Source organism: Methylobacterium sp. W2 (genome assembly GCF_020662345.1).
Classification (GTDB): Bacteria; Pseudomonadota; Alphaproteobacteria; order Rhizobiales; family Beijerinckiaceae; genus Methylobacterium.
Window position 1 is genome coordinate 1 of sequence record NZ_VMOA01000023.1, and the last position, 23,261, is coordinate 23,261.

The window sequence follows — 23,261 nt, forward strand, 5'->3', positions numbered from 1 at the left end:
GCACCGAACCGCACCAACAGGCCCCTACAGGGCACCGTCAGCCAGCTAGATGCCCCCGTGGGCCAATCTATCGCCCCGCCTCACCCACCACCCTGCGCCAGTAAATACAGCCGCCGCATCGCTGGGGTGCCCCCTTTCCGGGGAGACCAGCACCCGTTCATTACGATGAGATCGGCCAGCTGTTGCCGGTCGAGCCAAAGCAGAACTTGCGTTCCGAACGGCTCAGGGATGCGCCGGTAACCGTGAACCCGCTTTGGGACGCCATCAATCAGGACCACTGGCTTTCCGGGCCAGAATGCTTTCGCGAGGTAGGTGAACTGGCGGATACGATTGCGGACCGGCGAGCGACGGACCGGGCAAGCCCCGGTGGCCGTTTTCGTGTAGCCCTTCACAAACTTCGGCAGACGCAGCAGAGCCGCGGCCTTCGATTTGGTCGTAATGATGTGGAAGTGCAGCTGGAAGACACCGCTGGATGCCTCAAACTCACCATGGAGCATCGCGAACAGCGGCCCCGGCATCTTCGTTACCCCGGCTCGGTTCAGGTGCTGGATAAACTGCGCCTTGATCTGGGATGCCGTAACCCCGTCGAGGGTCGCGGGCGTGTAGGCCCAACCCGAGTAGATCACGGTCACAGTCCGAAGATCGTTATCGTGGTACTCGGCAAAGGCATCGAGCTTGGCACGGCCCAGTGCCATTCGGATCGTTCGCATCCGAAGTGCCGACGCAAGGGTCAGGGCCGGCTGGCCGGTTTCAACCCCGGCTTCCAACTTGGTGATCAGGGCCTCGATGGCGCCGCCATTCAGCTCAGTCGCGAGCACCCCTTGGGATTGCTGCTTCGCCAGCCACAGCCGGTCATTGAGGTTCACCCAGTTCGTCGGCCCCGGGTGATTCATGACGCGACGCGCTTGTCGAGCACGCAGCCGATCCTCTTGGACCATTGCCGCTTCCGTTTCGAAGCTGTCCGGCAGGGCAGCGTCAGAGCCCTTTGCCGGGTCGCCGGTGGCGCACCCCAGTGGTTGCGGCTGAGCAGGCTCCGCAGCCACCCGTGAGGGGGCGTGAGGGGCTGCCATGATCTTCGCCGCCAGTACCGCCGGCGAAATGTTGATCGTTGCCATGTGAGGCCTCCTTCCTGTCCTGTGACGACTTCAGCAGCGGCTCGCGTTGCGGGCAGCCACCAGCAGCGCGGTACCGTTCGGGACACAGCTGAATCGGAGCTCGGCCTGCTGGCCGTTCGCCATGAAGTTTACGGTGGCGCTTTCGCAGTGGAGCGGCACTTCGAGGTTGAGGTGGAGCCCCGCTCCGGCTGCCTGAGGGTCGGCGTCGGCATAGGCCTCATGACCCGAGACCTGAACGCGGTCAGGCTTCACGGCGAGCGGCTCGGCCCGTGCGCGGGATCGCTGAACCGGCCGCTTCTCCCGGTCCTCCTCGTCGGGCGCCTGCGTGCCCGTTGCCTCCGCCCACCACGCGTCCGTTGCCACCGCCACGGCATCGGGAAGGTCGAACCGCCAGCCTCGTTGGATCAGCCGCTGCAGGCCGGTAACCGCCCGGTACAGGACCCCCGGCATCTCTGTCGCCCTGATGCGCGGGAACAGGCCATAATCGACCTCGTCCTTGCCGAACTGCCGGTCGAACGGGAGAACCACAAGGCGACGCCGAAAGCCGGCCGAACGGTCGCGGAGGATCGGAACGTTGTTGCCGAGCAGCAGCGGGACTGCGGTCATTGCGAACGTCACCGGGTCGCGGAACTTCCGCTCAGCCGTCACCGTCGTGCCTTCGCTCATCTTCTTGAGCATGCCGTCGGGCAAGCGCGCGCTTGACGCCATGTCGTCGTCAACGAACAAGTGCTTGCCGGCGAGGTCGCCCATAACGAACCGGCTGCCCTGAAGGTCTTCGACCGGCATCGACGCGCTACGGCCGGCACCAAGCAGATGCACAAGAGTTTCCGCCAGGGCACTTTTGCCGTCACGGCCTTTACCCCGGCCGACAACGATCAGCGGCTCACGTCGCTGCGGCTGAAGGATGTACCCGCTGAACTCGTCCCAAAAGGCGATGAGCAGGTCGGCATCGTCCGAGGCCGAGAAGATGTTGGCGATGGCCGCATCGAACTGTGGGCACGTTGCCTGGGGATCATAGGCGACGTCGAGGCAGTGACGGTGACCTGAACCCGGATCATGAGGGCGCAGGCAGACGGCACCATCCGCTTCGAACCAGAGCTCGCCGTTCGCAACGTTGATGATGGGGGCTGCCGCTTCAGCACACCTGTGGCCGCAAGGAGCGGCCGTTGCATGGCGCAAGCCGGTGATCACGTCGCGGATCAAGCTCGGGGTGCGCTGACGACCAGTGGCTTCGGCTACTGCCCCGTGCGACCAGACAATGCGGCCGAGTTCGTCCTCCGAGAGTTCGGCCCAATGCGTCCCGGTGAAGCGATGGAACGCACCGTCGGAGTAGCTGAGATGGGCGCCATGGTGGAAGCTATCTTCAAGGATCGCATGCACAACCTTACGAAGGTCGGAGCTGTGTGAGCCGGGGATGATGTCCGTGGTCATCACGCCGCCTCCGACTCGTTCTGGGGCGTGCCGGCCGGCGCTTCATCCGTGACAGCGACCTCGGTCGAAGCGGCGGCGGGCGCACCGTTCATCTGTGCGTGCTCCTTCAACCCCTTAAGGGCCTGATACGCGAACAGTTCAGCGGAACCGGCCTCATCGGCAAGCTCAATCAGCTTGTGAAGATTGGTTCCCATGCAAGCCACGAGGAGATCCAGCGCGGCACCCCGAGCCTTCTCCCGCTGCTCTCGTTCAACGCACTGCTGTTCATCTTCGCGCGCATCGCGCCTCGCCTTAGCTGCTTCGCGCTTCTCCAGCTTGGCAGTTGCCTCGGGACCGCGCTTGGCCAGCGCCTTGGCCCGCTTCACCGTCTCGCGGTGCTTCTTAATGACCGCCTGGAGTTCGCGCCGAACGTTTTCGCCTGCGACCACGCGGTGGGCGAAGGTTTTGAAGATCTCCGCCGGCACCGACTTTGCCGAGAGAAGGTACACCAGGCTCAGGCACGGCAAATGCGAACCGGGTTCGTTTTTGATCAACGGACCGAACAACTCAGCTGCCCGCATGTACTTCTCGGCCGTACGCTTGCTGTAGCCGAGTTCCTTCTCGCACCACGGACCAAACTCGCCGTGCTCCAAAAGCTTCTTCGCTTTCAGCAAGTCGCGGCCGTTTTCAAGCCACTGGTTCCGGGTGCACACGGAGAGAGCCTTGGCGCTTTCCGTCAACAGCCGATCTCGCGCCTTGATGCGGCCAGCGATGCCTTGCAGTTCATCAGGTGCAAATGGTGCGCTAGGCAACAATACACTACGATTTTGGTGAACTATCATCTTTTGATACTCCTCAACTGAGCACTGGCCCCGGCAAATGATTGCTGAGCAGCCGGAGCGGACGAGGAGCGGTAGCGGGTTATGGGTCCTATATCCGGGGCCGAAATGTACGTTTCCATCTGTCGTTATTCCGGCCGAAGCCGCTCGCGCGTTGGCCCCGGCAGGTGCAGAGTACATGTCGCAGACAACGAAGAATGGGGCGGACTAATGAAGCGCAGGTCATCGGAACTACCAGCGGTTATCCCTGCGATGACCGAGTGGACGGTCAAACCCGGCGACGCACTCCGAGTATTCAGCCCCAAAGGCGACCCCCGCGATCCTAAGACAGACCTTTCCCAAGCTTACATTGTTCCTGATCCATTCACACTACAGCCGTCATATCTCTCCGATTTTATCGCAACGCCCCCATTTTCTGTTACAGAAAGGACAAAACTTGTATCCGTATTAGGCAAGGAGATATCTGATACATTGTATGAGCAGGCTGATCGAGCAATCAATGAGCTTGTATGCACAATAGCTTTAGATAACAGATTAGCCACATGGAAAAGCATTGAAAGTCAATTGCAATTGATCCTGGACACCTGCGCAACTATTCGCAAAAGCGCTCAAGACCTAATTAGTCTGACAAGCCCGAATATCATTGATGCTTCGGTGACGAGAGGTGCCCTATCGGCAGATCAGCTAGTTAAGAAAATGCTGCTGGATCAAGTGGACCCTCAAGAGTACGCTTTAAAGGTGCACCTGAAGGGCATTACTGGCCCCTGCACTAAAGCATTGGCGGACATCAAAAACAAGATAAAAAAAGGACGTAAGCCCGACACAACATTCCGACTCTTTTTATTGCGCCTGATAAATGCTATGAATGCTGAAGGCTTAGAGATTAAAGTACCATCAAATGAAAACGTCTTCGACAATGTGCACCCAACATTTTCATTCATAATTGCGCTTCTGGATATTGGCGTTGAAAAAGGCAAGGCCGCAATAGAGGCATCAGCTCTCGAAGCGAAAGAAAAGCAAAAAGCTATCAAGGCGCTATCCCAATACCGGAAATCAACGCGATCAATAGTTCATTACTTGCGTGACAGCCCTCTCAAATAGCGACCATGAGACCTTGACAAGAGCCTTTGATTCTGAACTCGGAACCACGCCTGCTCGGCGATCAATAAGCCAAAACTTCTGCGTTATTTCGGCCCCGGAAGTGCGTCCGCATTTGCTGCAGCTTAGCCGCCTGTTAGCGAGCGGGCAGGCACGTGAAGGACGATCCTCTAGCCGTAGCACTGGTGCCTCTGAAGGTTGGTCGCGAAAGCGGCCGACCAACTTTGCGCATCAGAGCGTTTCTGTTGCCGTATTGTCCGACGTCACCGTTGAACTTCACGCTGCGGCATCTGTCTTACGCCTTTGGACTTCGGCTGTGAGCCGGCGAGTGCCTCGGCGAGAGGACGTCGCCGATGACACCCCGCTACGCCTCGACGTAGCGGCAGAACTGTCATTCCCAGACGGCTCAATCGGACAGTCCAGTTTGCGCCGGGAGGCTTCCCGCGGACGTCTGCGGGTTTGGCGTATCGCAGGCAAGGACATGACCACGCTTGCCGAGATTAGGAGAATGATCGATCAATGCCTCGTAAGCGACTGCCCGCCCGGCTTTGGCTCAGGCCAGCCGATCACGACCGTGAACAAACCTGGATCATCCTCGACGGAGGCAAGCAGTACCGCACTGGCTGCGGCCCAGATGCGCGTGAGGAAGCTGAAAGACGGCTCGTCGAACACATCGCTGCAAAGCACGAACCCGCGGCACAGCGGGCCCGCCACCCCTCGCAAGTCCTGATAGCAGACGTCCTGTCCGTCTACCTCGACGAGGTTGCACCCAGGCAAGCTTGCCCTGCCAAGGCCGCCTCTCGAATTGGCCGGCTATTAGATTGGTGGGGTACGAAGCTGCTATCCGATGTTACTCCCGGTTCCTGTAGAGATTACACAGCAAGCAGGAAGCGCGGTGGATCACGACGTGACCTCGAAGACCTTCGTGCGGCCATCAACCATCACGCCAAGCGCGACTTGCACAAGGGCTATGTGGGAGTAGAGTTGCCTGCGAAAGGGCAGGCTCGTGCTCACTGGCTGACTCGAGATGAAGTCGCTCGACTCATTTGGGCCTGCTGGCGTCACGGCCGTGCAGTTCGTCTCCCGAAAGGGCGTTCGTCAGGGACTATCATTGAGTCCGAATGGCACGACCTGCGTCACATCGCTCGGTTTATCCTGATGGGGGTGTACACTGGGTCGAGATCTGGAACGATCTTTACGGCCTCCATCCACGCAGGCCCGAACCGTAGCTTCCTCGACCTCGATCACGGCATCTTCTACCGGCTCGCAGAAGGTACGACAGCAACAAATAAGCGTCAGCCCCCAGCCCCGATACCTCCAAGGCTCCTAGCGCATCTACGACGGTGGCGCGACAAGGGCATTATCGCTCAGCACGCGGTAGAGTGGCAGGGGCTTCCGGTGAAGTCGATCAAGGTTGGCTGGAAGCATGCGGTTGAGCTTTCCGGAATCCAAAAGAAAATCGTGCCTCATACCCTACGCCATACGGCGGCTACGTGGTTGATGCAGCAGGGCGTTGGGCTCTGGGAAGCATCGGGGTACCTTGGGATGTCCGAGCAGGTCCTCAAAGACACCTATGGGCATCATCACCCTGACTTTATGCGAAACGCGGCGATCCGAATCGGCCAGAACCGGAACGCTAAGAGAACGCTTTCATTGCCGTAAGCGTTGCCGCTAGCCCATGGGCTTACCATGATTGGCGGCTAAGCCGTTGGGAAAATTGGTGGGCCCGGCAGGACTCGAACCTGCAACCAGACCGTTATGAGCGGTCGGCTCTAACCATTGAGCTACAGGCCCTGCGCCTATTCCCGTAGAAGAAAAGGGGGGCCTTCGTCCAGCGGTTGCGCATTCGAACCTCGCGGATTGTCGCTGATTTCTCCCGCTCCGGTCTCGCGCATGCGAGGCGTCCGGAGTTCGTTCCAGGCGATCCTGCGCCAGGCGATCCTGCGTAGGACGGACGGCTCAGCCAGGGGCGGATAGTGGCGCGGAGCCGGGCCGGTTGTCGTCGACCAGTTACTGAGGCTCCCTGAACCCGCCGTCCCTCGTCCAAGTCCATCCCCCGGCGACGGGCAGGCCGTCCGGCACTTCGACCGCGATGAGGGTCGGGCTGTAAGTTGGGGGGTGAAACGTCTCGTCCTCGAAGACCTCGATGACATCGATAACCAGATTCTGCTCGCCGGACGTCTTGATGACCGCGTGAAATGTGCTTGCCATGGGATCCGGCCTCCTACGGCCGTCGCGCTGCTCCTCGGGACGTACGTGTCTCGCACCGTCACCTGAACCACCCGCGGGGATATCCGAGAAATCGAGGTCGAGGCAGGGTACCCAAGCGTTCTTCGTCCGCTCCGTTCCAATGATGGCACCGGATTGCAGGCCGCACTCGGCGATGCATCGTTGCTCGCAGGCTGGCCGGTCTGCGCGGATCCACGTGCCGTCAGCGGGCGTCACCCGGTTCGTCGGGCGAGCCGCGCACCTTGTCGTTGGGCGAAGGCATTCCTGTGCGGCACGCGGACGCGATGGCGAGACGGATCGGCGGCGCCCAAAAGGCAAGGTCGTCTTCCCGTTAAGGTCATGTTAACCCTGCGCCGACGATCGTTCCGCCGAGGGACCAGGGGTCTGCCGACCCGATTGAGGAGCCGATGGGCCGCACGATCGTCGCTTGCCGGCTCGCCGCATCCTCTCTCGCCTGCGCCCTTGCGGGATCGCCGGTTCTGGCCCAGGAACCGCTCCTGCTGCGAATCAGGCCTGCGGACGCCGCTCCGGCCGAGATCGGCGCGGGCGGCGGAATGCCGTCGGCCGAGGAGGTGGCACGGGCCCGGGCCGCGCGCGAAGCGGTGTGGGAGCGGGCGGACCGCCGCGCCCGCATCGCGATCGCCTCCGTCTGCACCGGCTGTCTGCAGCCGGAGCGTCCGGCGGTGCGGCTCACTTCTCAACCGCGCCCGGAGGACGCCATCGTCCGGGTGCAGACGACACCGTCCGAGCCGCCCGCCGCCGGCGACACGGCTCCGGCCAATATCCTCGCCCAGACCTCAACCCGTCAGACAGGTACTCCATGACCCAGTCGCACCCCACCAGCGGCGCCGAGCCGGATCCGGCCTGCCCGGTCTCCCTCGATCTCCTCGGGGCGGTCTATCGCGCCGAGCCCGAAGACTTGCCCGAGATCCTCGCCGAGATCCCTCCCACCACCCGCGCCAAGCTCGCCGTCTACCTCTACGGCAAGAGCCACATGCATCAGCTCGGCCTTTCGGTGGCGCGTGCCTGCGAGCGGGACGATCTCGTCCGCGTCGCCGGCGAGATCGGCTCCGTAGTCCACGGCCAGGCGCAGATGAAATCCGCGCGGCCCGCCGCCCCGAATCCTGCCGCCGCCCCGCCCCCGCGCAAAATCAGCCTCGGCGGTGGCTCGGCCCCGAAGAAGATTAGCCTCGGCGGATCGTCGGCGAAGTCGCGCTCCTTCGACTGAGCACCCACGGCTGAGCACTCGTTCGCGAGATCGTGAGGCGGCGGCGGCCTTTCGGCCAAGGTTGCCCTTACCGCGAAGACGGGCCGCGTGGCATAAGCGCGGCCGGTGCGCCCGGCGGCGCAGAGAGGACGGACATGTTCGGTGCGTGGTGGAAGCTCGGCATGGATGCGACCCTGCTCGCAATGGAATCGCAGCAGGTGATCGGCCTTCGCCTCGCCAAGCTGTCCCTCGGCGGACCGGCCGCGCAGGTCGAGGCTCAACGCATGGTGAGCGAGAAGATCATGGCTGCCGGCGAGGCGGCCATGCTGATGGCGACCGGAGGCTCGACCCAGAGCATGGTCACCGGATACCGCCGGAAGGTCCGCGCCAATGCGAGGCGGCTCTCGCAGGGCTGACATGGTCTCGCTGCGGCGCAGCATTAACCGAGGATTAACCAACTTCCGCTTCCATCGGGGCGACCACCCACGAGGAGAGCGCGGATGATCCCTTTCGAACAGCAGGTGCGTGAGCGCGCCTATTACATTTGGGAAGGCGAGGGCCGGGTGTTCGGCCGCGCCGATGAGCATTGGCTGATGGCCGAGGCCGAGCTGGTCTCGATGCGTGGTCCGGCACCGGTCTACGTCCAGCCGGCGACCGCAGATCTGAGCTTGTCGCCGAGTCCGGCCAAGGTTCTAAAGCCTCGTGCCTCGCGCAGCGCCGCCGCCAAGGCCGTCTCTGAAAAGGCCGTCGCCGAGAAGACCGAGGCCGCTCCGCGTAAGCCCAGGACAGCGGCGGCGAAGTCGGCAACGACCCAGCCGACTTTCGCCAAGGTGGCCGCCCCCAAGGCGCCTGCCGCGAAGGCGCCCGCGACCAAGACGACAGCGACCAAGCCGGCAGCCAAGGCGACCCCGGCCGCGAAGTCCCGTGCCGTTTCCAAGCCGCGCGCCGCCGCTTCGATGGAATCCGGCGCCACCGTCCACTGACGCAGAACGGCTCCATTCAAGCCCGCTGCCTGTCATGGGCGGCGGGCTTCTTCATGCGCGAGACCCGGTTCCCGGGCGCCGCCCCGCGATCCGCCACAGGCGCATTGCACGACCATGCGTGAGTGAGCAGGACGGCATTGAACCCCGCCACGGCCGGCCAGACCCCCGCCGTCCAGAACCATCCGCCGGCCGAGCCGAGGCAGCTCGAACCGAGGTGGTAAGCAAGGAGGCACAGGGACGCCGCATGGCCCTTGGACCCCGCCGCCATCCGGCCGGCCAAGCCGTTCGCCACCGGATGCGCCACGAGGAACCCGATCGTGACCGCCGCCACTCCGGCGATCATGCCGGGAAGCGAGGGCAGCAGCGTGAGGGCGATGCCCGCCGCCATGCAGAGGATCCCGGCGGCGAGGACAGGGCCGCGGCCGAACCGGTCCGCCATCAAACCCGCCGTCGAGGAAGACATCACCCAGAACAGGAACACGGCGAAGACCAGACTGATCTGGTCTTGGCCGAGGCCGCAGGACGGGGCGCTCAGGCGGAACGTCAGGTCGTTGAAGGTCGCGACGAAGACTCCGAGGTCGAGGAACCCGGTGGCGGAGAGCAGCAGCAGGCCGGGATTGCGCAGGTGCGCGGCCCAGGCTCCCCCATGATGGGCCGCGTCGATGCCCGAACGCCGGATGAAGTTGCGCCAGGGCGGCAGCAGCAGGGTGAAGCCGAAAGCCGCCGGGAGGTCGACGGCTCCGAGGGTGAACAAGGCCGTCCGAGCAGGTTTAGCAAAAGTGGTCGCCGGTTCTGCATCCTAAAACCTGCGACACTACAAAGGCCTAAGCGAGGTGAAGCGTTGGCTAGCCGACGCGAACCTGCTCAAGAGGCGAATTGGGTGAGGGCACCCATGCCGAGCCGGCCCATCATGCCGCCGAAGACCGTGCCGCCGACATAGAAGCCCATCGTCGGCCCGAGGACACGCGGGTCGATCTCCTCGGCGAGGTAGAGCCATGGCCACCGCCGACACGCCGCCCAGCAAGAAGCCCTCGGCGGCCCGCAGCGCCAGGATGGCGTACCAACCCAGCACCAGGGCGCCGGCCATGTGGCGGAGGGCGCCCCCGGCCATGGACGCGAACGCCAGGCCGCGACGGCCCAGAGCCTCGGAGGCCGGGCCGGCACAGAAAATTGAAAAGGCGAGGAAGCCGATGGTGAGCGAGAGCGCCAGGGACGCCTCCGAGGCGGTGATCCCGCATTCCGAAGTGAAATTCGGTAGGAGCGGCTGCACCGCGTCGCGCGGCGAGGGCGGGGAGAAGCCCGCCAAGGCCCATGGCGAGACTGGTGCGCCGGTAGGCGGCGGTCCCACGCGCCACGACAGTGCCGGCGAGGCGATCATGACCGATCGCGTGGAACGCGGAATCTGGGTCGGGGAGATGTTGAGAGGGTAGGGGGAGGCAGCCCACGGGGAACGCCGCGACAACCTTTGCCGTTATACGGTGACAGCACCGATACGGGCCGATTCCCGGCCCGTCCTTCCGAGGCCCGTCATGAAGACCGCCCTGTCCGCCTTGCTCGCCCTGACGATGGTGGCGGCTCCCGTTGCCGCCGAGGCCGGTCCCGGCCCCTATCGGGAGCGTCCGGTGGTGCGGGACATCGATTCCACCGGCGGCATCAGCGTGGGCGGCCGGGCACCGTGGAACCAGGCATGGGAATACGATTCGGGCAGCGACAACGACCGCCGCCCGGAATTGCCCTATTACCAGCAGGGGCGCGGACAGCAGACCGGTGGGCCGGCGCGCAACCTGCTCCCCGATGACGGGCTCCGGATCTTCCCTCGCTGAGGCGTCTGTCTGGAACCGCTCTGCAAGCCACACATGACACAAATGCGTCAGATCCGGTCGTCGGCTATGAATAGTCGACGAAAGGGACTGGCGGAGGCGAACGTCTTCGCGTAGCCAACCGCCCGGGGAAAATGATCCCGAGCGACGGAACGCAGACCATGGCGCAGCAAGCCCAGTCGAGCTTCGATTCTCAGCGTCCTTACGAGCGGATGGCGCTCCAGGACCAGGTCGAGGCCGCCGTCGAGGACGGCACGACCCCGATCAGCCGGCTGCTCCGGCTGATGTTCGCCGTCGATGCGGATTCCACGGCCAACGAGAATCTGCGCCTGCGTCTGCGGGCACGCATTGGTGCCCCGCGCAGCGTCTGATCCCCGCCTAAGCAGGATTTCGCAGAAGTAGCACCCGGTTCTGCGTTGAAAATTTGCGACACAGCAAAGTGGTGAGCAGGATGAAGCGTTGGCTTGCCAACGCGAACCTGCTTAGCGCCGCCGCCGAGCGGTGCGTGGCTGCGAGCGCGCCATACACGCCATGTAGATCTGACGGCCGATGGCGTAGAGCCCGCTCCCACTCGGGTCGGGCGTGACGAACACCTTGGCGCGGGCCTCGTTACGACAGACTGCGTCCTGAGGGCTCTTGATCGGGGCCTCGGCATGGGTCGGCAACGCGATTCCCAATAATCCCACAGCGGCCATGCCGGCGATCCAGCCCCGTCGGCGCGCCGCCGCATTCCCCCTGCACGATCCGGCCGTTCCGCCCATGGTTTCCGCCCCCAGTCGTTACGGCTTAGGTAGAGCGGATCGGCGGAAAAGCGCATCGGTATTATCCACTGAATAGCCGTTCCGGCAGGAAGCACCGCCTACGGCATGATCCAGAGGCAGGAGGCCTCCCCCGTCACCGCCAGACATTCGAACGGGGCTCCGCCGATCATGGCGCGGTGCTCGGGTGAGCCGACGCGATCACGGGCGATTCTGCGGCAACCGGGGTGACCGGTGAGATCGGTGGACGCCGCGGCGGGATCGGATGGTATCCGTGCCATCAGGACACGCAGATGAACCAACGTATCGCAGGCGACGACGTCGCGCGGCGCGGCACCGCCGGCGCCGGCCGTCTTCGTCGCCGCCATGATGAGCAGGATGGCGAGTCCCCAGCGGTTCTGCGGCATCATGGGGTGGCCTCCTTCGGCTTTGCTCGACCGGCGGGGATATAGGGCACCCCCGGGTCCGGCTGCCGCGACCAATGAACCGTCTGCGGCCCGTGGCCGCCGGGATCCGCCGTCAGCGCTTGGCTTTGGCGGGAGGCGCCTTCTTGGCCGCGCGTGCAGGATCGGCCGGGACCACCGTTCCCGCGATGGTCCAGGAACAGATGCTGGTCCCGGTGACGCCGACGCAATCGTACTCGTTGCCGTTGAGCGCCGCGTGGTCGGTGATGGCATTGACCGTGTCGCGGCCGAGGAGGTTGCAGCTCAGATGATCGGCCTTGGGATCGGCCAGGGTCGCCGCCGCAATCTTCGCGTCGCCACCCGATTGCCGCAGGAGAAGGCGCAGATTGGCGAGCGACGGACAGCCGATCGCGGGCGCCGAGGCCGATGCGGAGGCTGGGGGCGCGGAAGTCTTGGCCGGCTGCGCTTCGACGCGCGGGCATCCTGTCGCGACGGCGAGGATCACGGCTGCCGGTAGGTGGCGACGATACCCGTTGCTCATGCCGCCCGCCTCGCTTTGGCATAGCGCTTCACGGCCCGCTCCCGCCGAAGCCGCGACAGGCGCTCGATCCAGAAGATGCCGTCGAGTTGGTCGATCTCGTGCTGGAGGCAGGCTGCCTCGAACCCCTCCGCCTCGATCTCGTGCCCGGCCCCGCCGAGGTCGTCGTAGCACAGCCGCACCGTCACCGCCCGCTCCACGACGTCCGTGACGCCGGGCATGGAGACGCTGCCCTCGGTCTGGGGAGCGGTTTCGTCCGACGTGAACGTGATCTGCGGATTGACGTAGATCGAAGCTGGCGTGCCCGGCTCCAGGCGCAGGGCCACCACGCGGGCGAGCCAGCCCACATGCGGCCCGGCCAGTCCGATGGCGGAGACGCGGGAGAGAGCCTCCACCAGCTCCGCAGCATCCCGCCGCAGCGCGTCGTCGAACACGGTGACCGGCTCGGCCCGCAAGCGCAGCCTTGGATCGGGATAGAGGATCAGCGACTGGACCGGCACGGGGCAGGGCACCTCAGGGAATCGGCCGGGGCGTGGATACGCGATCGACCGGGCGGTGTCCAAGGCAGGGCAGGGGGAGGCCGGCTTGCGGATCGGTCACGACCGGAGTGCCCCCCGATGGTCAGGGCTCGGCAAAGACCTCGCGCGCGACAGCGACGGCGTTGAGAGCCGAGGGAAATCCGGCATAGGGAATCATCTGCAGGATCGTCTCGATCAATTCCGTCTGGCTCACCCCCACACGCATGGCGGCCTTCATATGGACTTTGAGCTGGGGGCGGGCATTGCCCATCGCGGTTAGCGCCGCCACCGTGGCGATCTCGCGGGTCTTCAGATCGAGCCCCGGCCGCGTGAAGACGTCGCCATAGGCGAACTCGACGATGTATCGCCCGAGATCGGGGGCGATGTCGTTCAGGCTTTGAATGACGGCCTCGCCATGCGGGCCGCTGACCTTTTCGAGCTGGGCCAGACCGCGGGCATAGCGATCCTCAGGCGCCCGTGCCGGTCCCTCGGTCGCGAGCGGCAGTACCGCCGCACCCGCCATGATCGTGCGTCGATCCAGGGTCATCGACCATTCCTTCCATGTCGCGATAGTGAGTGATCTTGGCGTCGAGCGTCGTGATCAGCCCGACGATGTCGGCCTGCTTCTTGAGGAGGGTGGCCCGGTGCTCTTCGAGCATCTGTCGGCGCTCGCCCAATGTCACAGCGCCCATGGACCTCAGGCGGCCGTATTCGAGCCTCTTGCGCATCGGCATGTCCATGGCCTGAAGCTTCTGAAGAAACGAAGCCCAGACGAGGTCATCGAAACCGTAGCGTCTTCGCCCACCCCGGTCCCGCAATACTCGCGGCATGAGGCCGATACGCTCGTAATAGCGGATCGTATCGATGCTTAATCCGCTCTCTCTGGCAAAGTCGCTGATCCGCACGGCGCAACCCCCTCGACGACCGGTTCTAGTTGTTGGAGCGCGCTCCAGGTCAACAGGGAATCGCCAACCATTGTCCACGAAGTTTATGGTGGCGGTGCGTACCACCGCGAGATCGGGAACGGCGGCGCGAGGCGGGCCGGCGCCACCCCCGTACCTGCCTCGCCTTCCGCTTCCGCGCTCCATGCCGTAAGGCCGCGGGACACATCTCAGGACACCGACGCGCGCATGATCCGCCTCGAGAAAATCGGCAAGCAGAACGGACGGCAGATCGTCTTCATCGAGGCGTCCGCCGCGCTCCAGAAGGGCGAGAAGGTCGGCCTCGTGGGGCCGAACGGCGCCGGCAAGACCACCCTGTTCCGGATGATCACCGGCGAGGAGGAGCCCGACGAGGGCCAGGTCGCCACCGACCGGGGCATCACCATCGGCTATTTCAGCCAGGATGTCGGCGAGATGGCCGGCTGTTCCGTCGTCTCCGCCGTGATGGACGGGGCCGGCCCGGTGAGCGTGGTCGCCACCGAGCTGAAGCAGATCGAAGCCGGCCTCGCCGATCCCGACCGGATGGACGAGATGGATGCGCTCGTGGAGCGCTACGGCGAGGTCCAGGCCCGGTTCGAGGAACTCGACGGTTACGCCCTCGAAGGCCGGGCCTACGAGGTGCTGGCGGGCCTGAGCTTTTCCCAGGAGATGATGGACGGCGACGTCGGCAAGCTCTCGGGCGGCTGGAAGATGCGCGTGGCACTCGCCCGCATCCTTCTGATGAACCCGGACGTGATGCTCCTCGACGAGCCCTCCAACCATCTCGACCTCGAGAGCCTGATCTGGCTCGAGGCCTTCCTCAAGAATTACGAGGGCGCCCTGCTGATGACCTCGCACGACCGCGAGTTCATGAACCGCATTGTCTCCAAGGTCATCGAGATCGATGGCGGCACCCTCACCACCTATTCGGGTGACTACGGCTTCTACGAGCAGCAGCGGGCCCTCAACGAGACGCACCAGCAGGCGCAGTTCGAGCGCCAGCAGGCGATGCTTGCCAAGGAGATCAAGTTCATCGAGCGGTTCAAGGCGCGCGCCTCCCACGCCGCCCAGGTGCAGAGCCGGGTGAAGAAGCTCGACAAGATCGAGCGAGTGGAGCCCCCGAAGCGCCGGCAATCGGTGGCGTTCGAGTTCCAGCCGGCACCGCGCTCCGGCGACGACGTCGTGATCATCAAGAACGTCCATAAGCGCTACGGCAGCCGCACCATCTACGAGGGACTCGACTTCTCCATCCGCCGCCGGGAGCGCTGGTGCGTGATGGGCATCAACGGAGCCGGCAAGTCGACCCTGCTCAAGCTCGTGACCGGCTCGACCCCGCCCGACGACGGCAGCATCGCGGTGGGGGGAAGCGTCAAGCTCGGCTACTTCGCCCAGCACGCCATGGATCTCCTCGACGGCGACCTCACCGTGTTTCAGGATCTGGAGCGCTCGTTCCCGCAGGCGGGGCAGGGCAGCTTGCGGGCGCTGGCCGGCTGCTTCGGCTTCTCGGGCGACGACGTGGAGAAACGCTGCCGCGTCCTCTCGGGCGGCGAGAAAGCCCGGCTGGTGATGGCGAAGATGCTGTTCGACCCGCCGAACTTCCTCGTCCTCGACGAGCCCACCAACCACCTCGACATGGGCACCAAGGAGATGCTCATCACCGCGCTCGCCAATTACGAAGGCACGATGCTGTTCGTGAGCCACGACCGGCACTTCCTCGCCGCCCTGTCGAACCGCGTCCTCGAACTCACCGCCGGCGGCATCCATCAATATGGTGGCGGCTACACCGAATACGTCGCGCGCACCGGCCAGGAAGCGCCGGGACTGCGGAGCTGAGCGGGGAGAGGCCCCGCATCGTGCCCGATTCTGCGAGTTGCGCCACCGGGGCGCTTTCCCGGCGGCCTGGAGCTCGGACGCTTCGCAACGTGTTGTGCTAGCCCCCCGGATCGGATCCCGCTTCGCTCCACCCGTCCGGGGAAGGAGAGCGCGTAGAGACAGCCCCAGGAGATCGACCATGGATGCCAAGCTCGCGGAGATCGTCAGGGCGGCGGCGGCGCAGGCCCGGCGCCGGGCTCGCGCGTTCGACGCGTCGTCGTCGAAGGACGCGCTGCCCTGGGCGGTGATCGAGGCCTTCGACGACGACGTGCGCGGGCATGTGGAGCGCGACCGCCGCATCGAGGAGGAGCGTGACCGGGTTCTCATCGCCGCGGTCAATGTCGCCGAGACACCGCCCGAGGACGGTGAAGAGGCGGTCGGAGCCGTGCGGGATGCGCTCATCGATGCGATCGACTACCTCGAACAGGCCGTCCTGCGCTTCGGAAGCGTCAACCGTCAGGGAGCCAAGCTCGGCTACGGCGAGGTGGGACAAAGGGTGACTGGCGGCAAAGGGTGACGGCCGGACGGTGAGGGCTTCATCCTCCGGGGGTGAACCCGGACGGTCGACATGAAAACGGGCCAGGCTCCCGCGAGCCTGACCCGTCCCATGGACCGCGTACGGTGGAGGCCGGTCAGGCGGCCCGCACCGTGGCGAGGAAGCGGTGCACTTCTCCGGTGAGATGTTCGGATTGCTGGGAGAGTTCGCCGGCCGCACCGAGCACCTGGCTCGCGGCAGCTCCGGTCTCTTCGGCCGCGCTCGCCACGCCGGCGATGTTGCTCGTCACCTCGTTGGTGCCGGCCGAGGCCTGCGAGACGTTGCGCACGATCTCCTGCGTCGCCGCGCTCTGCTGCTCAACCGCCGCCGCGATCGCAGTCGCCACCGCATTGATGTCCCGAATGCGCGACGTGATCGAACCGATCGCCGTGACCGCCTGGCCAGTGGCACCCTGGATATGGCCGATCTGCTGGGAGATCTCCTCCGTGGCGCGGGCCGTCTGGTTGGCCAACTCTTTCACCTCGGCGGCGACCACCGCGAAGCCCCGGCCCGCTTCACCGGCGCGCGCGGCCTCGATGGTGGCGTTGAGGGCGAGCAGGTTGGTCTGGCTGGCGATGGTCGAGATCAGGCTCACCACGTCGCCGATCCGGCTCACGGCGCCGCTGAGTTCCTGCACGAGCACCGCCGTGGTGTCGGCCTCCGAGACGGCGGATTGCGCGAGCGTGGCGGAACTCGAAACCTGCCGGCCGATCTCCTGCACCGACGTGCCGAGTTCCTCGGCGGCGGCGGCCACCGTGTTCACGTTGACGGCGGCTTCCTCGGCGGCGGCGGCCACGGTGGTGGATTGCGACGCGGTCTGCGTCGCCGTCGCCGTCATGGTCTGCGCCGTGGCCTGAAGTTCGGTGGCCGAGGAGGAGACCATGCCGATGATGCCGCCAACTGCCTGCTCGAAATCATCGGCCATCTTGCGCATGCCGAACTTGCGCTGCTCTTCCGCGCTCGCCCGGGCTAGAACCGTTTCCTCTTCGAGTTCGCGGGTACGGATCAGGTTGGTCCGGAACACCTCCACCGCAGCGGCCATCTCGCCGATCTCGTCGCGACGGCCGATGGAGGGAACGATCGTCGCCGTGTCACCGCCGGAAATGCTCCCCATAGCCCGGGTCATGCGCTCGATCGGGCGGGCGACGCCGACGAAGGAGAAGATCATGGCTGCGATTGCCGTGACGAGACCGATGCCAAGCATGATGACGGAGATCCGGGTCGCCTCGGCCTGCTGACTGCGCGCCGCCTCACCGGCGGCGTTGGCGGCCATCACGTTGATGTCCACGAGACGGGTGGCCGCCTCGGTGACCGCCCGGTAATTCGCATGGTTGCCTTCGCGGAAGAAGTTCAGCGCCTGTTCCTTGTTGATCTCGCTCATGGAACGGAGCTTTCCCCAATCGGCCTTCAGGATCTCCATCTTGGCGGTCAGATCGCCGTAAGCAGCCTTTTCCTCCGCTCCGGTAATCAGGGATTTGTAGTCTTCGACGGATTTGTTGCGCTCCTGCACCAGCTCATTCGCAAGCTTGAGATCAGCCTGTTCGACGGTGCTGTTGGGAGCGGTCAGGTAACGCAGTTGGGTCGTGCGGACCCGGAGCACCAGACGGTTGATCTTGTCGGCCTGGGTCACCGACGGCACGGCATTGTCGAGCAGCACGGAAATCTTCGTCCCGATATCCTGAAGCTTGAGGAGGGCCACCAGCCCCTGCGCAGCCGAAATCGACACCACGATGCTGAACAGACCGATCAGTACGGTCTTTATCGACAAATGCATGACTCACCCCCACAGATACAATGAAACCAATCCAATGAACGATTCTCCTTAATATTCCATGACTACTTGCAAGAAGTATAATTCTTCCTTCTATGATGAATGTTCGTGCCTCCTACAGCCTCGCCATCTCGTTACTAAAAGTAACAATCACAAAGATTATTGACATCTAAACTGATAAACGGCAAATCATATGCAATTTCGCGATTTCACGAAAAAGTTACCGGGACACTTTGTCAAATAATCATGAGCACTGAAACTTGATGTCGACCTCGGCATGGCATCATCCGTGTGAGATGCGCCTGGCCACGCCCTTCGGCGGGCGGCGAGATCGTGCATGGGGGTTCACAGGTCCCGGCAGACCGGGGGAGGTCGCTCGGGCGAGCCAGCCTGTCAGGACGTAGCAGCACGCGGCCATGAGGCGGCGGCGGGCAGGGTCAGCACTCAGGCGACGACGATGGCGTCGGGAATGGTATGCGTAATCGAGACCGGGCCCCGAGCCAGGTAAAGAGTGATGGCGCTCCGGTCTCGGCGCAGCAGCCCTGCAGCGGGTTCAGGCGGGTGATCGTCGAGCCCATCGTGTGGACGATGCGCCAACCGCCGAAGACGGTATCGAGCACCATCGCCGAGTGGCAGGCCAGCACAGCCTGAAGAGGAACATGGAAGCCGCTCCCGCGATGCCCCTGAGGGTAGAGCGGCACCGCGACGATGCCCATGGTCTACCGGGCGTCGTTGCCGCCATGGCCGTGAAAGACCCACCAGCCGACAACGTCCGCGTGGCCGCTCCGTCGCTCCGGCCCGGTCAATACTCCCACTCGGCGCCCACCCCCACGGCAGTACGGCCGTCGCTGCCGGCCTCGCCCTGAATCTTGATGCGGCGGGTCACGTCATAATCCACGGTGGCGGCGGTATCCTGGGGCTTGGCGCCCGCCTTCACGCCGACGCTGAGACGGTCGCTGAGGTAGCGCGAGGCACCCAGCGCCGGGCCGCCGCTGGCGCCGGTGGAAACGTCGAGGCTGTCGAGTCCGAGCCCCTTGCGGGCCTGCTCGAACACGTCGGGGCCGCCGGCCCCGCCGGAGAGCTGCGACACCGCCTGGGCGAGTTGCAGCGCCTGGAACGGCGAGAGGCCGCCGGCCGCCTTCTTGAACAGCAGCCGCGACAGCACCTCGTCCTGCGGCAGGGACGGGTCGGAGGTGAGGACGAAGTCGGGCTGGTTGGCCGGACCGGTCACGGCGACGCGGGCGGTGACCTCGGCGGCCTTGGTCTCGGCCTGAAAGTCGAGATCGGGGATCGCGAGTTCACCGTTGAAGGCGAGGCGGCCACGGGTGAAGTCGAGGCGCTGGCCGATGATGCTGAGGCGGCCACGGCGCATGGCGAAGTCACCCACCGCCACCGGGTCGCGCGAGGTACCGGTCAGGCGCAGGTCGCCGCCCAGTTCCGCGTCGATGCCACGCCCACGCACGAAAATGCGATTCGGCGCATGGACAGCCACATCCAGCGTCGCGTCGAAGGGCGGGGGCGCCTTCTTGCGCTTGCCCAAAGCCGCGACCTTCGCCTTGCGGTCGGCCTTCGCATCGAGACGCCCCCGCACGTCCGCGGGTGTATTAACCCGGCGGACGCCGGGCAGAGGCTGCACCGTGGCGGGCAGGCGATCGGGGACCGTCACATCGACGGAGACGAGGTCGACCCGCCCCGACACTTTCGGCGTCCGCGCCAAAGGCCCGCTCAAGGCGAGATTGAGGCTTGCGGTGGCGGTGACGATGGGGCTGGAAACGAGTTCGGCCCGCTCGGCGGTGATCTTGAACGCGCCGGGGAACCCGCCATTCGGGTCCAGGGCCACGCGGCCGCTGGCCTGGAGGCCGCCGCCGTTCCGGGTCTGCGCGGTGAGGCGCTCCACAACGAGGGTATCGCCGCGCCCGGTAACGCGGCCCTCGATCTGCTTCAGGGCGATGCCCTGGAGCGGATCGGTGAAGCTGCCGCCGGAAAGAGTAGCGGCGCCCTCGGCACGGGGCGCGTCGAGGGTTCCCGACACGCCGCCATCCAGGGCGATCCGGCCGGCGACCCGCTGGCCGCCGACGCTGAGAAGGCTGTTGGCCATGGCCGCGTCGAGGGTGCCGCGCAGTTTCAGGGCGATGGGTCCGCCCGCCGACACGGGCAGGAAGCCGGCAAGCGTCAGCTCGGCACCGCGACCGGCCGAGACCCGGCCCTCGATCCCGGCGCGGCCGTCGCTCAGGGTGCCGCTCGCCTTGGCGTCGATGGGCGGGAGGCCGGCCTTGCGCGTCTCCGGCGTCACGACCTTCGCCGCCGACAGGGCATAGCGCCCTTCCGGCCGTGCGGCCGTCCCGCGGATATCAGCGTCGCCGTCGAGGGTGCCGGTGAGGGCGAGGCTCGGCGAGGCGATGCGGGCGAGGGCCAGGGGCAGTGCCCGGATGCCGAGCTTCAGGTCGAGATTCGATCCGGCCCGTCCGGCGAGGCTGACCCGCCCGGTACCGGCGGCGATGACAAGGTTTTCGATGAGGGCCGAGCCCTTGTCGAGGGTGATCGTGGCGGGACCGGCCAGGGCCAGCCGGTCCTTGCCGCGGGCGGCGGAGAAGCGCGACAGCTCGATCCGTGTGGCCTCGGCCGGAACCAGCCGGGCGGCACCGTCGAGATCGAAGCCGCGCGCCTTGGCGGTGAGGGTGATGTCGCTGGCACTGGGCGACCCCACGGCCAGGAGGCGCACGGTATCGATGGACTCGCCGACGGCGATGACCCGGTCGGCATTGACCCGGCCATCCACGACGGGATGGGCGAGGAGATCGCGGCCGGTGAGGTCGGCATCGAGTTGCGCGAGGCCGATCTCGCCCAAGCGCAAGGAGGCGCCCTTGGCCTTCACCGACGCGTCCTGGCGCCCTCCCTCACGCGAGAGGGCGACGGTCGCGTCGAGGCTGCCGGCGAGCGGCGTGAGGGCGAGCGGCGACAGGTCGTCGAGATTGGCGGCCGAGAGCGTGACGCTGCCCTGCGTCAGGAGGGTCGCCGCATCGACGATTGCCTTGCCGTCGAGGGTGGCGGAGCCGAGATTCACGGCGAGCCGATCGAGGGACCAATCCGCGCCCGTGCGGGCGAAATGCACGTCCCCGCGCAGGGTCTTGCCGCCGATCTCGCCGCCGAGTGCCAACGTTCCGTCGAGCGCCCCGGTGAGATCTTTCAGCGCGGCGGCCACGCGGACGTCCCGGATCGGGCGGCCGAGCGCCCGTCCGTCGGCGGCGGTGAGGGTGGCGGTGAGGTCCGGCTTCTCCAGGGTTCCGGAGAGCCGCCCGTCGAGGAGGGCACGGCCGGCAAGGCGCGGATCGACGGCGGAGAGGCTCTTCACGTCCACCAGGAGCTTGGCGTCGGCCAGACGTGCCGTGGCCTTGCCTTCCAGCCGGGCCACCATCTCGGCGCCGTCGAGCTTGACGCCGTCGAAGCTGTAGCCGTCGAAGACCTGCGAGAGCCTGCCCGAGAAATGCGGCTCGCGGCCGAGGAGCCGGTCGAGGGCCGGCAGGCCGAGGACGAGCCCCTTAGTCGTCGCATCCACATCGGCGGTCACCGCCTTGCGGGCGGGGTCGCCGCTCAGGGCGGCCTTCAGGGCGACGCTGCCGGCAAGGGTCCGGTCGGCGACATCGGAGAAGGCGGAGAGGTCGGCGAGACCCGCCTTCAGCGTACCGGTGAGCGTGTTCTGGCCGACGCGGCCGGCATAGGACAGCGTGGCGGTGGGCGCGTCGAGATCGAACGCCGCCACATCGACCACGCCATCGGGCTGCAGCGTGCCGCGGAAGGTGAAGGTACCGCGCGATCCGACCGCGCGGCGCAGGGCCGGGTCGGCGAGCTTCAAGCCCTCCACGGCGGCATCGGCACGGAGCGCGAAGCGGGTGGCGTTGGGGTCGCCACCCGTGGGTTCCATGGCGAGGTTGGCGGCGATCCGCTCGAGGACGTTGCCATCGGCGCGCAGGCCCGTCGCCTTGAGGTCGCCGTTCACCCGTGGCCGCGCGATCGGCCCCTTCACGGTCCCGTCGAAGACGAGGGTGTCCAGTTCGGCATTGGCAGCCTTGGTGACGCTGCCATCGGTGGGGACGGCGCGGGCGGAAATCGTGAAGTCGGCGACCCGCTCGGGCGTGAGGCCGCCCGAGGCATCGAGGCGGGCGGTGCGGGAGGCGAGGGCGAGGCGATCGATGCCGAAGGCGCCGTTATCGGCAAAGCGCAGGGCGCCGTCGAGCTTGGTGGTGCCGGAGAAGATCGCCGCCGCCGGGCCGGGCAGGAGCCCCTCGATCCGCGAGGAGAGGTCGAGAGTCAGCGACCGGTCGGCACCGGCGCGGGCGATGCGGGCCGTACCCTTGGCGCCGAGATCGGGGCCGGCATCGAAGTCGAGCCGGGCGTTCCAGGCATCGAGGGTGCCGCGTCCGTCGAGATCGAGGTTGATCGGCGGCTCGCCGGGGAGGTTGGCGAACTTGGAGAGGAGACCGCCCGCGGCCTCCACCAGGGTGGTCTTCACCTCGAGCTTCTCGCCCTTGGGCACGAAGAGCAGGCGGGCGACGAACTGCCCGGTGGCGTCGAGGCGGCGCACGGACAGGTCGAGGTCGAGCCCTTCGGAGGGGGCGCCGAGCTTGGCCTTCCCCTCGGCGGACAGGCGCGCCGGCTGCCCGGCGACGGTCTCGCCGAGGACGAGTTCGGCGAGCTTGAAGGCGGTGATCTCCACCTTCACGGGCAATTCGGGCAGCAGCGAGCCATCGGGCTCCGGCGTCGCCGAGACCGGTGCGGGGAGGGGACGGCGCAGCACTTCGAGGCGGCCGACCTCCAGGCTGTCCACCTGCAGCCGGCCGGAGAGGAGGGCGAGGCGGCTCCAGACGAGGCGCGCCTTGTCGAGCTTCAGCCAGGCCCCGTTGCGATCGCTGATCACCACGTCGCGGATCGTGGCGTTGGACGAGAGCGCCCCGTCGACGGCGCCGATGGAGACCTGCGATCCGGGGGTGGACAAAGCCTTCGACAGCAGCCCGCCGAGGACGGTCTTTTCGCCGTCGTCGGCGCGGGCGTAGGTGGCGGGAACGGCGACCAGAACGGCAAGACCGAAGACCGCAGCGATGGCGCACGCTTTCCCTCCCCCCTTTGCGGGGGAGGGTGGCCCGCGAAGCGGGTCGGGAGAGGGGAGCGCCGCATTCGGAGAGGTCGTCCCCTCTCCCGCTTGCTTCGCAGGCACCCTCCCCCGCAGAGGGGGGAGGGTCGATGCGC

The 23,261-nt window shown here is 65.9% G+C and carries 24 protein-coding genes, 1 tRNA gene and 1 pseudogene; 11 read left to right on the top strand and 15 right to left on the bottom strand.

Annotated features, from left to right (window positions below; translation table 11 throughout):
- Window positions 1-80: 80 nt before the first annotated feature.
- From FPV16_RS14035 to FPV16_RS14045, 3 genes are read right to left on the bottom strand one after another with little or no spacing between them, the layout of a single operon-like run.
- The gene (locus tag FPV16_RS14035) at window positions 81-1,115 is read right to left on the bottom strand and encodes a hypothetical protein (RefSeq protein ID WP_227439026.1); all 1,035 of its coding nucleotides are present in this window, start codon (window positions 1,113-1,115) and stop codon (window positions 81-83) included.
- 30 nt (window positions 1,116-1,145) lie between these two features.
- Complete coding sequence (locus FPV16_RS14040; RefSeq protein WP_227439027.1) at window positions 1,146-2,546, bottom strand: phage/plasmid primase, P4 family; 1,401 nt, start codon at window positions 2,544-2,546, stop codon at window positions 1,146-1,148.
- The gene (locus FPV16_RS14045; RefSeq protein ID WP_227439028.1) at window positions 2,546-3,367 is read right to left on the bottom strand and encodes a DUF3102 domain-containing protein; all 822 of its coding nucleotides are present in this window, start codon (window positions 3,365-3,367) and stop codon (window positions 2,546-2,548) included. Before FPV16_RS14045 ends, FPV16_RS14040 begins: the two co-directional genes overlap by 1 nt.
- Before the next feature lie 249 nt (window positions 3,368-3,616).
- Here FPV16_RS14045 and FPV16_RS14050 point away from each other — a divergent pair, with 249 nt between their 5' ends.
- Both FPV16_RS14050 and FPV16_RS26295 read left to right on the top strand, forming a co-directional pair.
- Window positions 3,617-4,465, top strand: a complete 849-nt coding sequence (locus FPV16_RS14050) for a hypothetical protein (RefSeq protein WP_227439029.1) — start codon at window positions 3,617-3,619, stop codon at window positions 4,463-4,465.
- A 1,395-nt stretch (window positions 4,466-5,860) separates the two neighbouring features.
- Entirely contained in the window at window positions 5,861-6,124 is a 264-nt protein-coding gene (locus FPV16_RS26295) for a tyrosine-type recombinase/integrase (RefSeq protein ID WP_227439030.1), read from the top strand.
- A 56-nt stretch (window positions 6,125-6,180) separates the two neighbouring features.
- Here the strand turns inward: FPV16_RS26295 and FPV16_RS14060 are convergent.
- Both FPV16_RS14060 and FPV16_RS14065 read right to left on the bottom strand, forming a co-directional pair.
- Window positions 6,181-6,256 (bottom strand) — tRNA-Ile (locus FPV16_RS14060).
- Between the two features lie 216 nt (window positions 6,257-6,472).
- Entirely contained in the window at window positions 6,473-6,673 is a 201-nt protein-coding gene (locus tag FPV16_RS14065) for a hypothetical protein (protein WP_227439031.1), read from the bottom strand.
- A 425-nt stretch (window positions 6,674-7,098) separates the two neighbouring features.
- Between FPV16_RS14065 and FPV16_RS14070 the strand changes: the two genes are divergently transcribed.
- From FPV16_RS14070 to FPV16_RS14085, 4 genes are all read left to right on the top strand, one after another.
- The gene (locus FPV16_RS14070; protein ID WP_227439032.1) at window positions 7,099-7,515 is read left to right on the top strand and encodes a hypothetical protein; all 417 of its coding nucleotides are present in this window, start codon (window positions 7,099-7,101) and stop codon (window positions 7,513-7,515) included.
- Window positions 7,512-7,919 carry a hypothetical protein gene (locus FPV16_RS14075; RefSeq protein ID WP_227439033.1) on the top strand — a complete coding sequence of 136 codons (408 nt, stop codon included), beginning with the start codon at window positions 7,512-7,514 and terminating at the stop codon, window positions 7,917-7,919. The genes FPV16_RS14070 and FPV16_RS14075 overlap by 4 nt, the downstream gene beginning before the upstream one ends.
- A 134-nt stretch (window positions 7,920-8,053) precedes the next feature.
- Entirely contained in the window at window positions 8,054-8,314 is a 261-nt protein-coding gene (locus tag FPV16_RS14080) for a hypothetical protein (protein ID WP_227439034.1), read from the top strand.
- Between the two features lie 84 nt (window positions 8,315-8,398).
- On the top strand, window positions 8,399-8,881 hold the full coding sequence (locus FPV16_RS14085) for a DUF2934 domain-containing protein (protein WP_227439035.1): 483 nt from the start codon (window positions 8,399-8,401) through the stop codon (window positions 8,879-8,881).
- Between the two features lie 16 nt (window positions 8,882-8,897).
- Here FPV16_RS14085 and FPV16_RS14090 read toward each other — a convergent pair whose 3' ends face one another.
- Complete coding sequence (locus tag FPV16_RS14090; protein WP_227439036.1) at window positions 8,898-9,635, bottom strand: MFS transporter; 738 nt, start codon at window positions 9,633-9,635, stop codon at window positions 8,898-8,900.
- A 436-nt stretch (window positions 9,636-10,071) separates the two neighbouring features.
- On the opposite strand from FPV16_RS14090, the gene FPV16_RS14095 reads away from it, so the two are divergent.
- The 3 genes from FPV16_RS14095 (at window position 10,072) to FPV16_RS14105 (ending at window position 11,072) form a co-directional block, all read left to right on the top strand.
- The gene (locus FPV16_RS14095; RefSeq protein ID WP_227439037.1) at window positions 10,072-10,311 is read left to right on the top strand and encodes a hypothetical protein; all 240 of its coding nucleotides are present in this window, start codon (window positions 10,072-10,074) and stop codon (window positions 10,309-10,311) included.
- 99 nt (window positions 10,312-10,410) lie between these two features.
- The gene (locus tag FPV16_RS14100; RefSeq protein ID WP_227439038.1) at window positions 10,411-10,704 is read left to right on the top strand and encodes a hypothetical protein; all 294 of its coding nucleotides are present in this window, start codon (window positions 10,411-10,413) and stop codon (window positions 10,702-10,704) included.
- Between the two features lie 158 nt (window positions 10,705-10,862).
- A complete protein-coding gene (locus tag FPV16_RS14105) occupies window positions 10,863-11,072 on the top strand; it encodes a hypothetical protein (protein ID WP_227439039.1) in 210 nt (69 codons plus the stop codon).
- Window positions 11,073-11,183: 111 nt separating this feature from the next.
- On the opposite strand, the gene FPV16_RS14110 is transcribed toward FPV16_RS14105, so the two are convergent.
- The 6 genes from FPV16_RS14110 to FPV16_RS14135 all read right to left on the bottom strand — a co-directional run bounded on the left by FPV16_RS14110 (window position 11,184) and on the right by FPV16_RS14135 (window position 13,824).
- Window positions 11,184-11,396 (bottom strand): hypothetical protein, encoded by a 213-nt coding sequence (locus FPV16_RS14110; RefSeq protein ID WP_227439040.1) that lies wholly within the window; start codon window positions 11,394-11,396, stop codon window positions 11,184-11,186.
- A gap of 164 nt (window positions 11,397-11,560) precedes the next feature.
- Entirely contained in the window at window positions 11,561-11,869 is a 309-nt protein-coding gene (locus FPV16_RS14115) for a hypothetical protein (protein ID WP_227439041.1), read from the bottom strand.
- 109 nt (window positions 11,870-11,978) lie between these two features.
- A complete protein-coding gene (locus FPV16_RS14120; RefSeq protein ID WP_227439042.1) occupies window positions 11,979-12,404 on the bottom strand; it encodes a hypothetical protein in 426 nt (141 codons plus the stop codon).
- Window positions 12,401-12,901, bottom strand: a complete 501-nt coding sequence (locus tag FPV16_RS14125) for a peptide deformylase (protein ID WP_227439043.1) — start codon at window positions 12,899-12,901, stop codon at window positions 12,401-12,403. The genes FPV16_RS14120 and FPV16_RS14125 overlap by 4 nt, the downstream gene beginning before the upstream one ends.
- Window positions 12,902-13,022: 121 nt before the next feature.
- Window positions 13,023-13,466 (bottom strand): carboxymuconolactone decarboxylase family protein, encoded by a 444-nt coding sequence (locus FPV16_RS14130; protein ID WP_227439044.1) that lies wholly within the window; start codon window positions 13,464-13,466, stop codon window positions 13,023-13,025.
- A complete protein-coding gene (locus FPV16_RS14135; protein ID WP_227439045.1) occupies window positions 13,387-13,824 on the bottom strand; it encodes a MerR family DNA-binding transcriptional regulator in 438 nt (145 codons plus the stop codon). Before FPV16_RS14135 ends, FPV16_RS14130 begins: the two co-directional genes overlap by 80 nt.
- Window positions 13,825-14,049: 225 nt before the next feature.
- On the opposite strand from FPV16_RS14135, the gene FPV16_RS14140 reads away from it, so the two are divergent.
- On the top strand, window positions 14,050-15,672 hold the full coding sequence (locus FPV16_RS14140) for an ABC-F family ATP-binding cassette domain-containing protein (protein ID WP_227439046.1): 1,623 nt from the start codon (window positions 14,050-14,052) through the stop codon (window positions 15,670-15,672).
- Window positions 15,673-15,850: 178 nt separating this feature from the next.
- The gene (locus FPV16_RS14145; protein ID WP_227439047.1) at window positions 15,851-16,228 is read left to right on the top strand and encodes a hypothetical protein; all 378 of its coding nucleotides are present in this window, start codon (window positions 15,851-15,853) and stop codon (window positions 16,226-16,228) included.
- Between the two features lie 115 nt (window positions 16,229-16,343).
- Here FPV16_RS14145 and FPV16_RS14150 read toward each other — a convergent pair whose 3' ends face one another.
- The 3 genes and pseudogenes from FPV16_RS14150 to FPV16_RS14160 all read right to left on the bottom strand — a co-directional run bounded on the left by FPV16_RS14150 (window position 16,344) and on the right by FPV16_RS14160 (window position 23,115).
- The gene (locus tag FPV16_RS14150; protein WP_227439048.1) at window positions 16,344-18,020 is read right to left on the bottom strand and encodes a methyl-accepting chemotaxis protein; all 1,677 of its coding nucleotides are present in this window, start codon (window positions 18,018-18,020) and stop codon (window positions 16,344-16,346) included.
- Window positions 18,021-18,470: 450 nt separating this feature from the next.
- A pseudogene (locus FPV16_RS14155) lies at window positions 18,471-18,763 on the bottom strand (inorganic phosphate transporter); the annotation flags it as partial.
- A gap of 56 nt (window positions 18,764-18,819) precedes the next feature.
- Window positions 18,820-23,115, bottom strand: a complete 4,296-nt coding sequence (locus FPV16_RS14160; RefSeq protein WP_227439087.1) for a translocation/assembly module TamB domain-containing protein — start codon at window positions 23,113-23,115, stop codon at window positions 18,820-18,822.
- Between the last annotated feature and the right edge of the window lie 146 nt (window positions 23,116-23,261).

Bases quoted from the DNA above. Each gene is read 5' to 3' on its own strand.
- FPV16_RS14115 (WP_227439041.1), bottom strand. From the start codon at position 11,869: ATGATGCCGCAGAACCGCTGGGGACTCGCCATCCTGCTCATCATGGCG.
- FPV16_RS14040 (WP_227439027.1), bottom strand. From the start codon at position 2,546: ATGACCACGGACATCATCCCCGGCTCACACAGCTCCGACCTTCGTAAG.
- FPV16_RS14120 (WP_227439042.1), bottom strand. From the start codon at position 12,404: ATGAGCAACGGGTATCGTCGCCACCTACCGGCAGCCGTGATCCTCGCC.
- FPV16_RS14035 (WP_227439026.1), bottom strand. From the start codon at position 1,115: ATGGCAACGATCAACATTTCGCCGGCGGTACTGGCGGCGAAGATCATG.
- FPV16_RS14110 (WP_227439040.1), bottom strand. From the start codon at position 11,396: ATGGCCGCTGTGGGATTATTGGGAATCGCGTTGCCGACCCATGCCGAG.
- FPV16_RS14085 (WP_227439035.1), top strand. From the start codon at position 8,399: ATGATCCCTTTCGAACAGCAGGTGCGTGAGCGCGCCTATTACATTTGG.
- FPV16_RS14095 (WP_227439037.1), top strand. From the start codon at position 10,072: ATGGTGAGCGAGAGCGCCAGGGACGCCTCCGAGGCGGTGATCCCGCAT.
- FPV16_RS14100 (WP_227439038.1), top strand. From the start codon at position 10,411: ATGAAGACCGCCCTGTCCGCCTTGCTCGCCCTGACGATGGTGGCGGCT.
- FPV16_RS14150 (WP_227439048.1), bottom strand. From the start codon at position 18,020: ATGCATTTGTCGATAAAGACCGTACTGATCGGTCTGTTCAGCATCGTG.
- FPV16_RS14080 (WP_227439034.1), top strand. From the start codon at position 8,054: ATGTTCGGTGCGTGGTGGAAGCTCGGCATGGATGCGACCCTGCTCGCA.
- FPV16_RS14045 (WP_227439028.1), bottom strand. From the start codon at position 3,367: ATGATAGTTCACCAAAATCGTAGTGTATTGTTGCCTAGCGCACCATTT.
- FPV16_RS14140 (WP_227439046.1), top strand. From the start codon at position 14,050: ATGATCCGCCTCGAGAAAATCGGCAAGCAGAACGGACGGCAGATCGTC.
- FPV16_RS14065 (WP_227439031.1), bottom strand. From the start codon at position 6,673: ATGGCAAGCACATTTCACGCGGTCATCAAGACGTCCGGCGAGCAGAAT.
- FPV16_RS14050 (WP_227439029.1), top strand. From the start codon at position 3,617: ATGACCGAGTGGACGGTCAAACCCGGCGACGCACTCCGAGTATTCAGC.
- FPV16_RS14145 (WP_227439047.1), top strand. From the start codon at position 15,851: ATGGATGCCAAGCTCGCGGAGATCGTCAGGGCGGCGGCGGCGCAGGCC.
- FPV16_RS14105 (WP_227439039.1), top strand. From the start codon at position 10,863: ATGGCGCAGCAAGCCCAGTCGAGCTTCGATTCTCAGCGTCCTTACGAG.
- FPV16_RS14070 (WP_227439032.1), top strand. From the start codon at position 7,099: ATGGGCCGCACGATCGTCGCTTGCCGGCTCGCCGCATCCTCTCTCGCC.
- FPV16_RS14130 (WP_227439044.1), bottom strand. From the start codon at position 13,466: ATGACCCTGGATCGACGCACGATCATGGCGGGTGCGGCGGTACTGCCG.
- FPV16_RS14075 (WP_227439033.1), top strand. From the start codon at position 7,512: ATGACCCAGTCGCACCCCACCAGCGGCGCCGAGCCGGATCCGGCCTGC.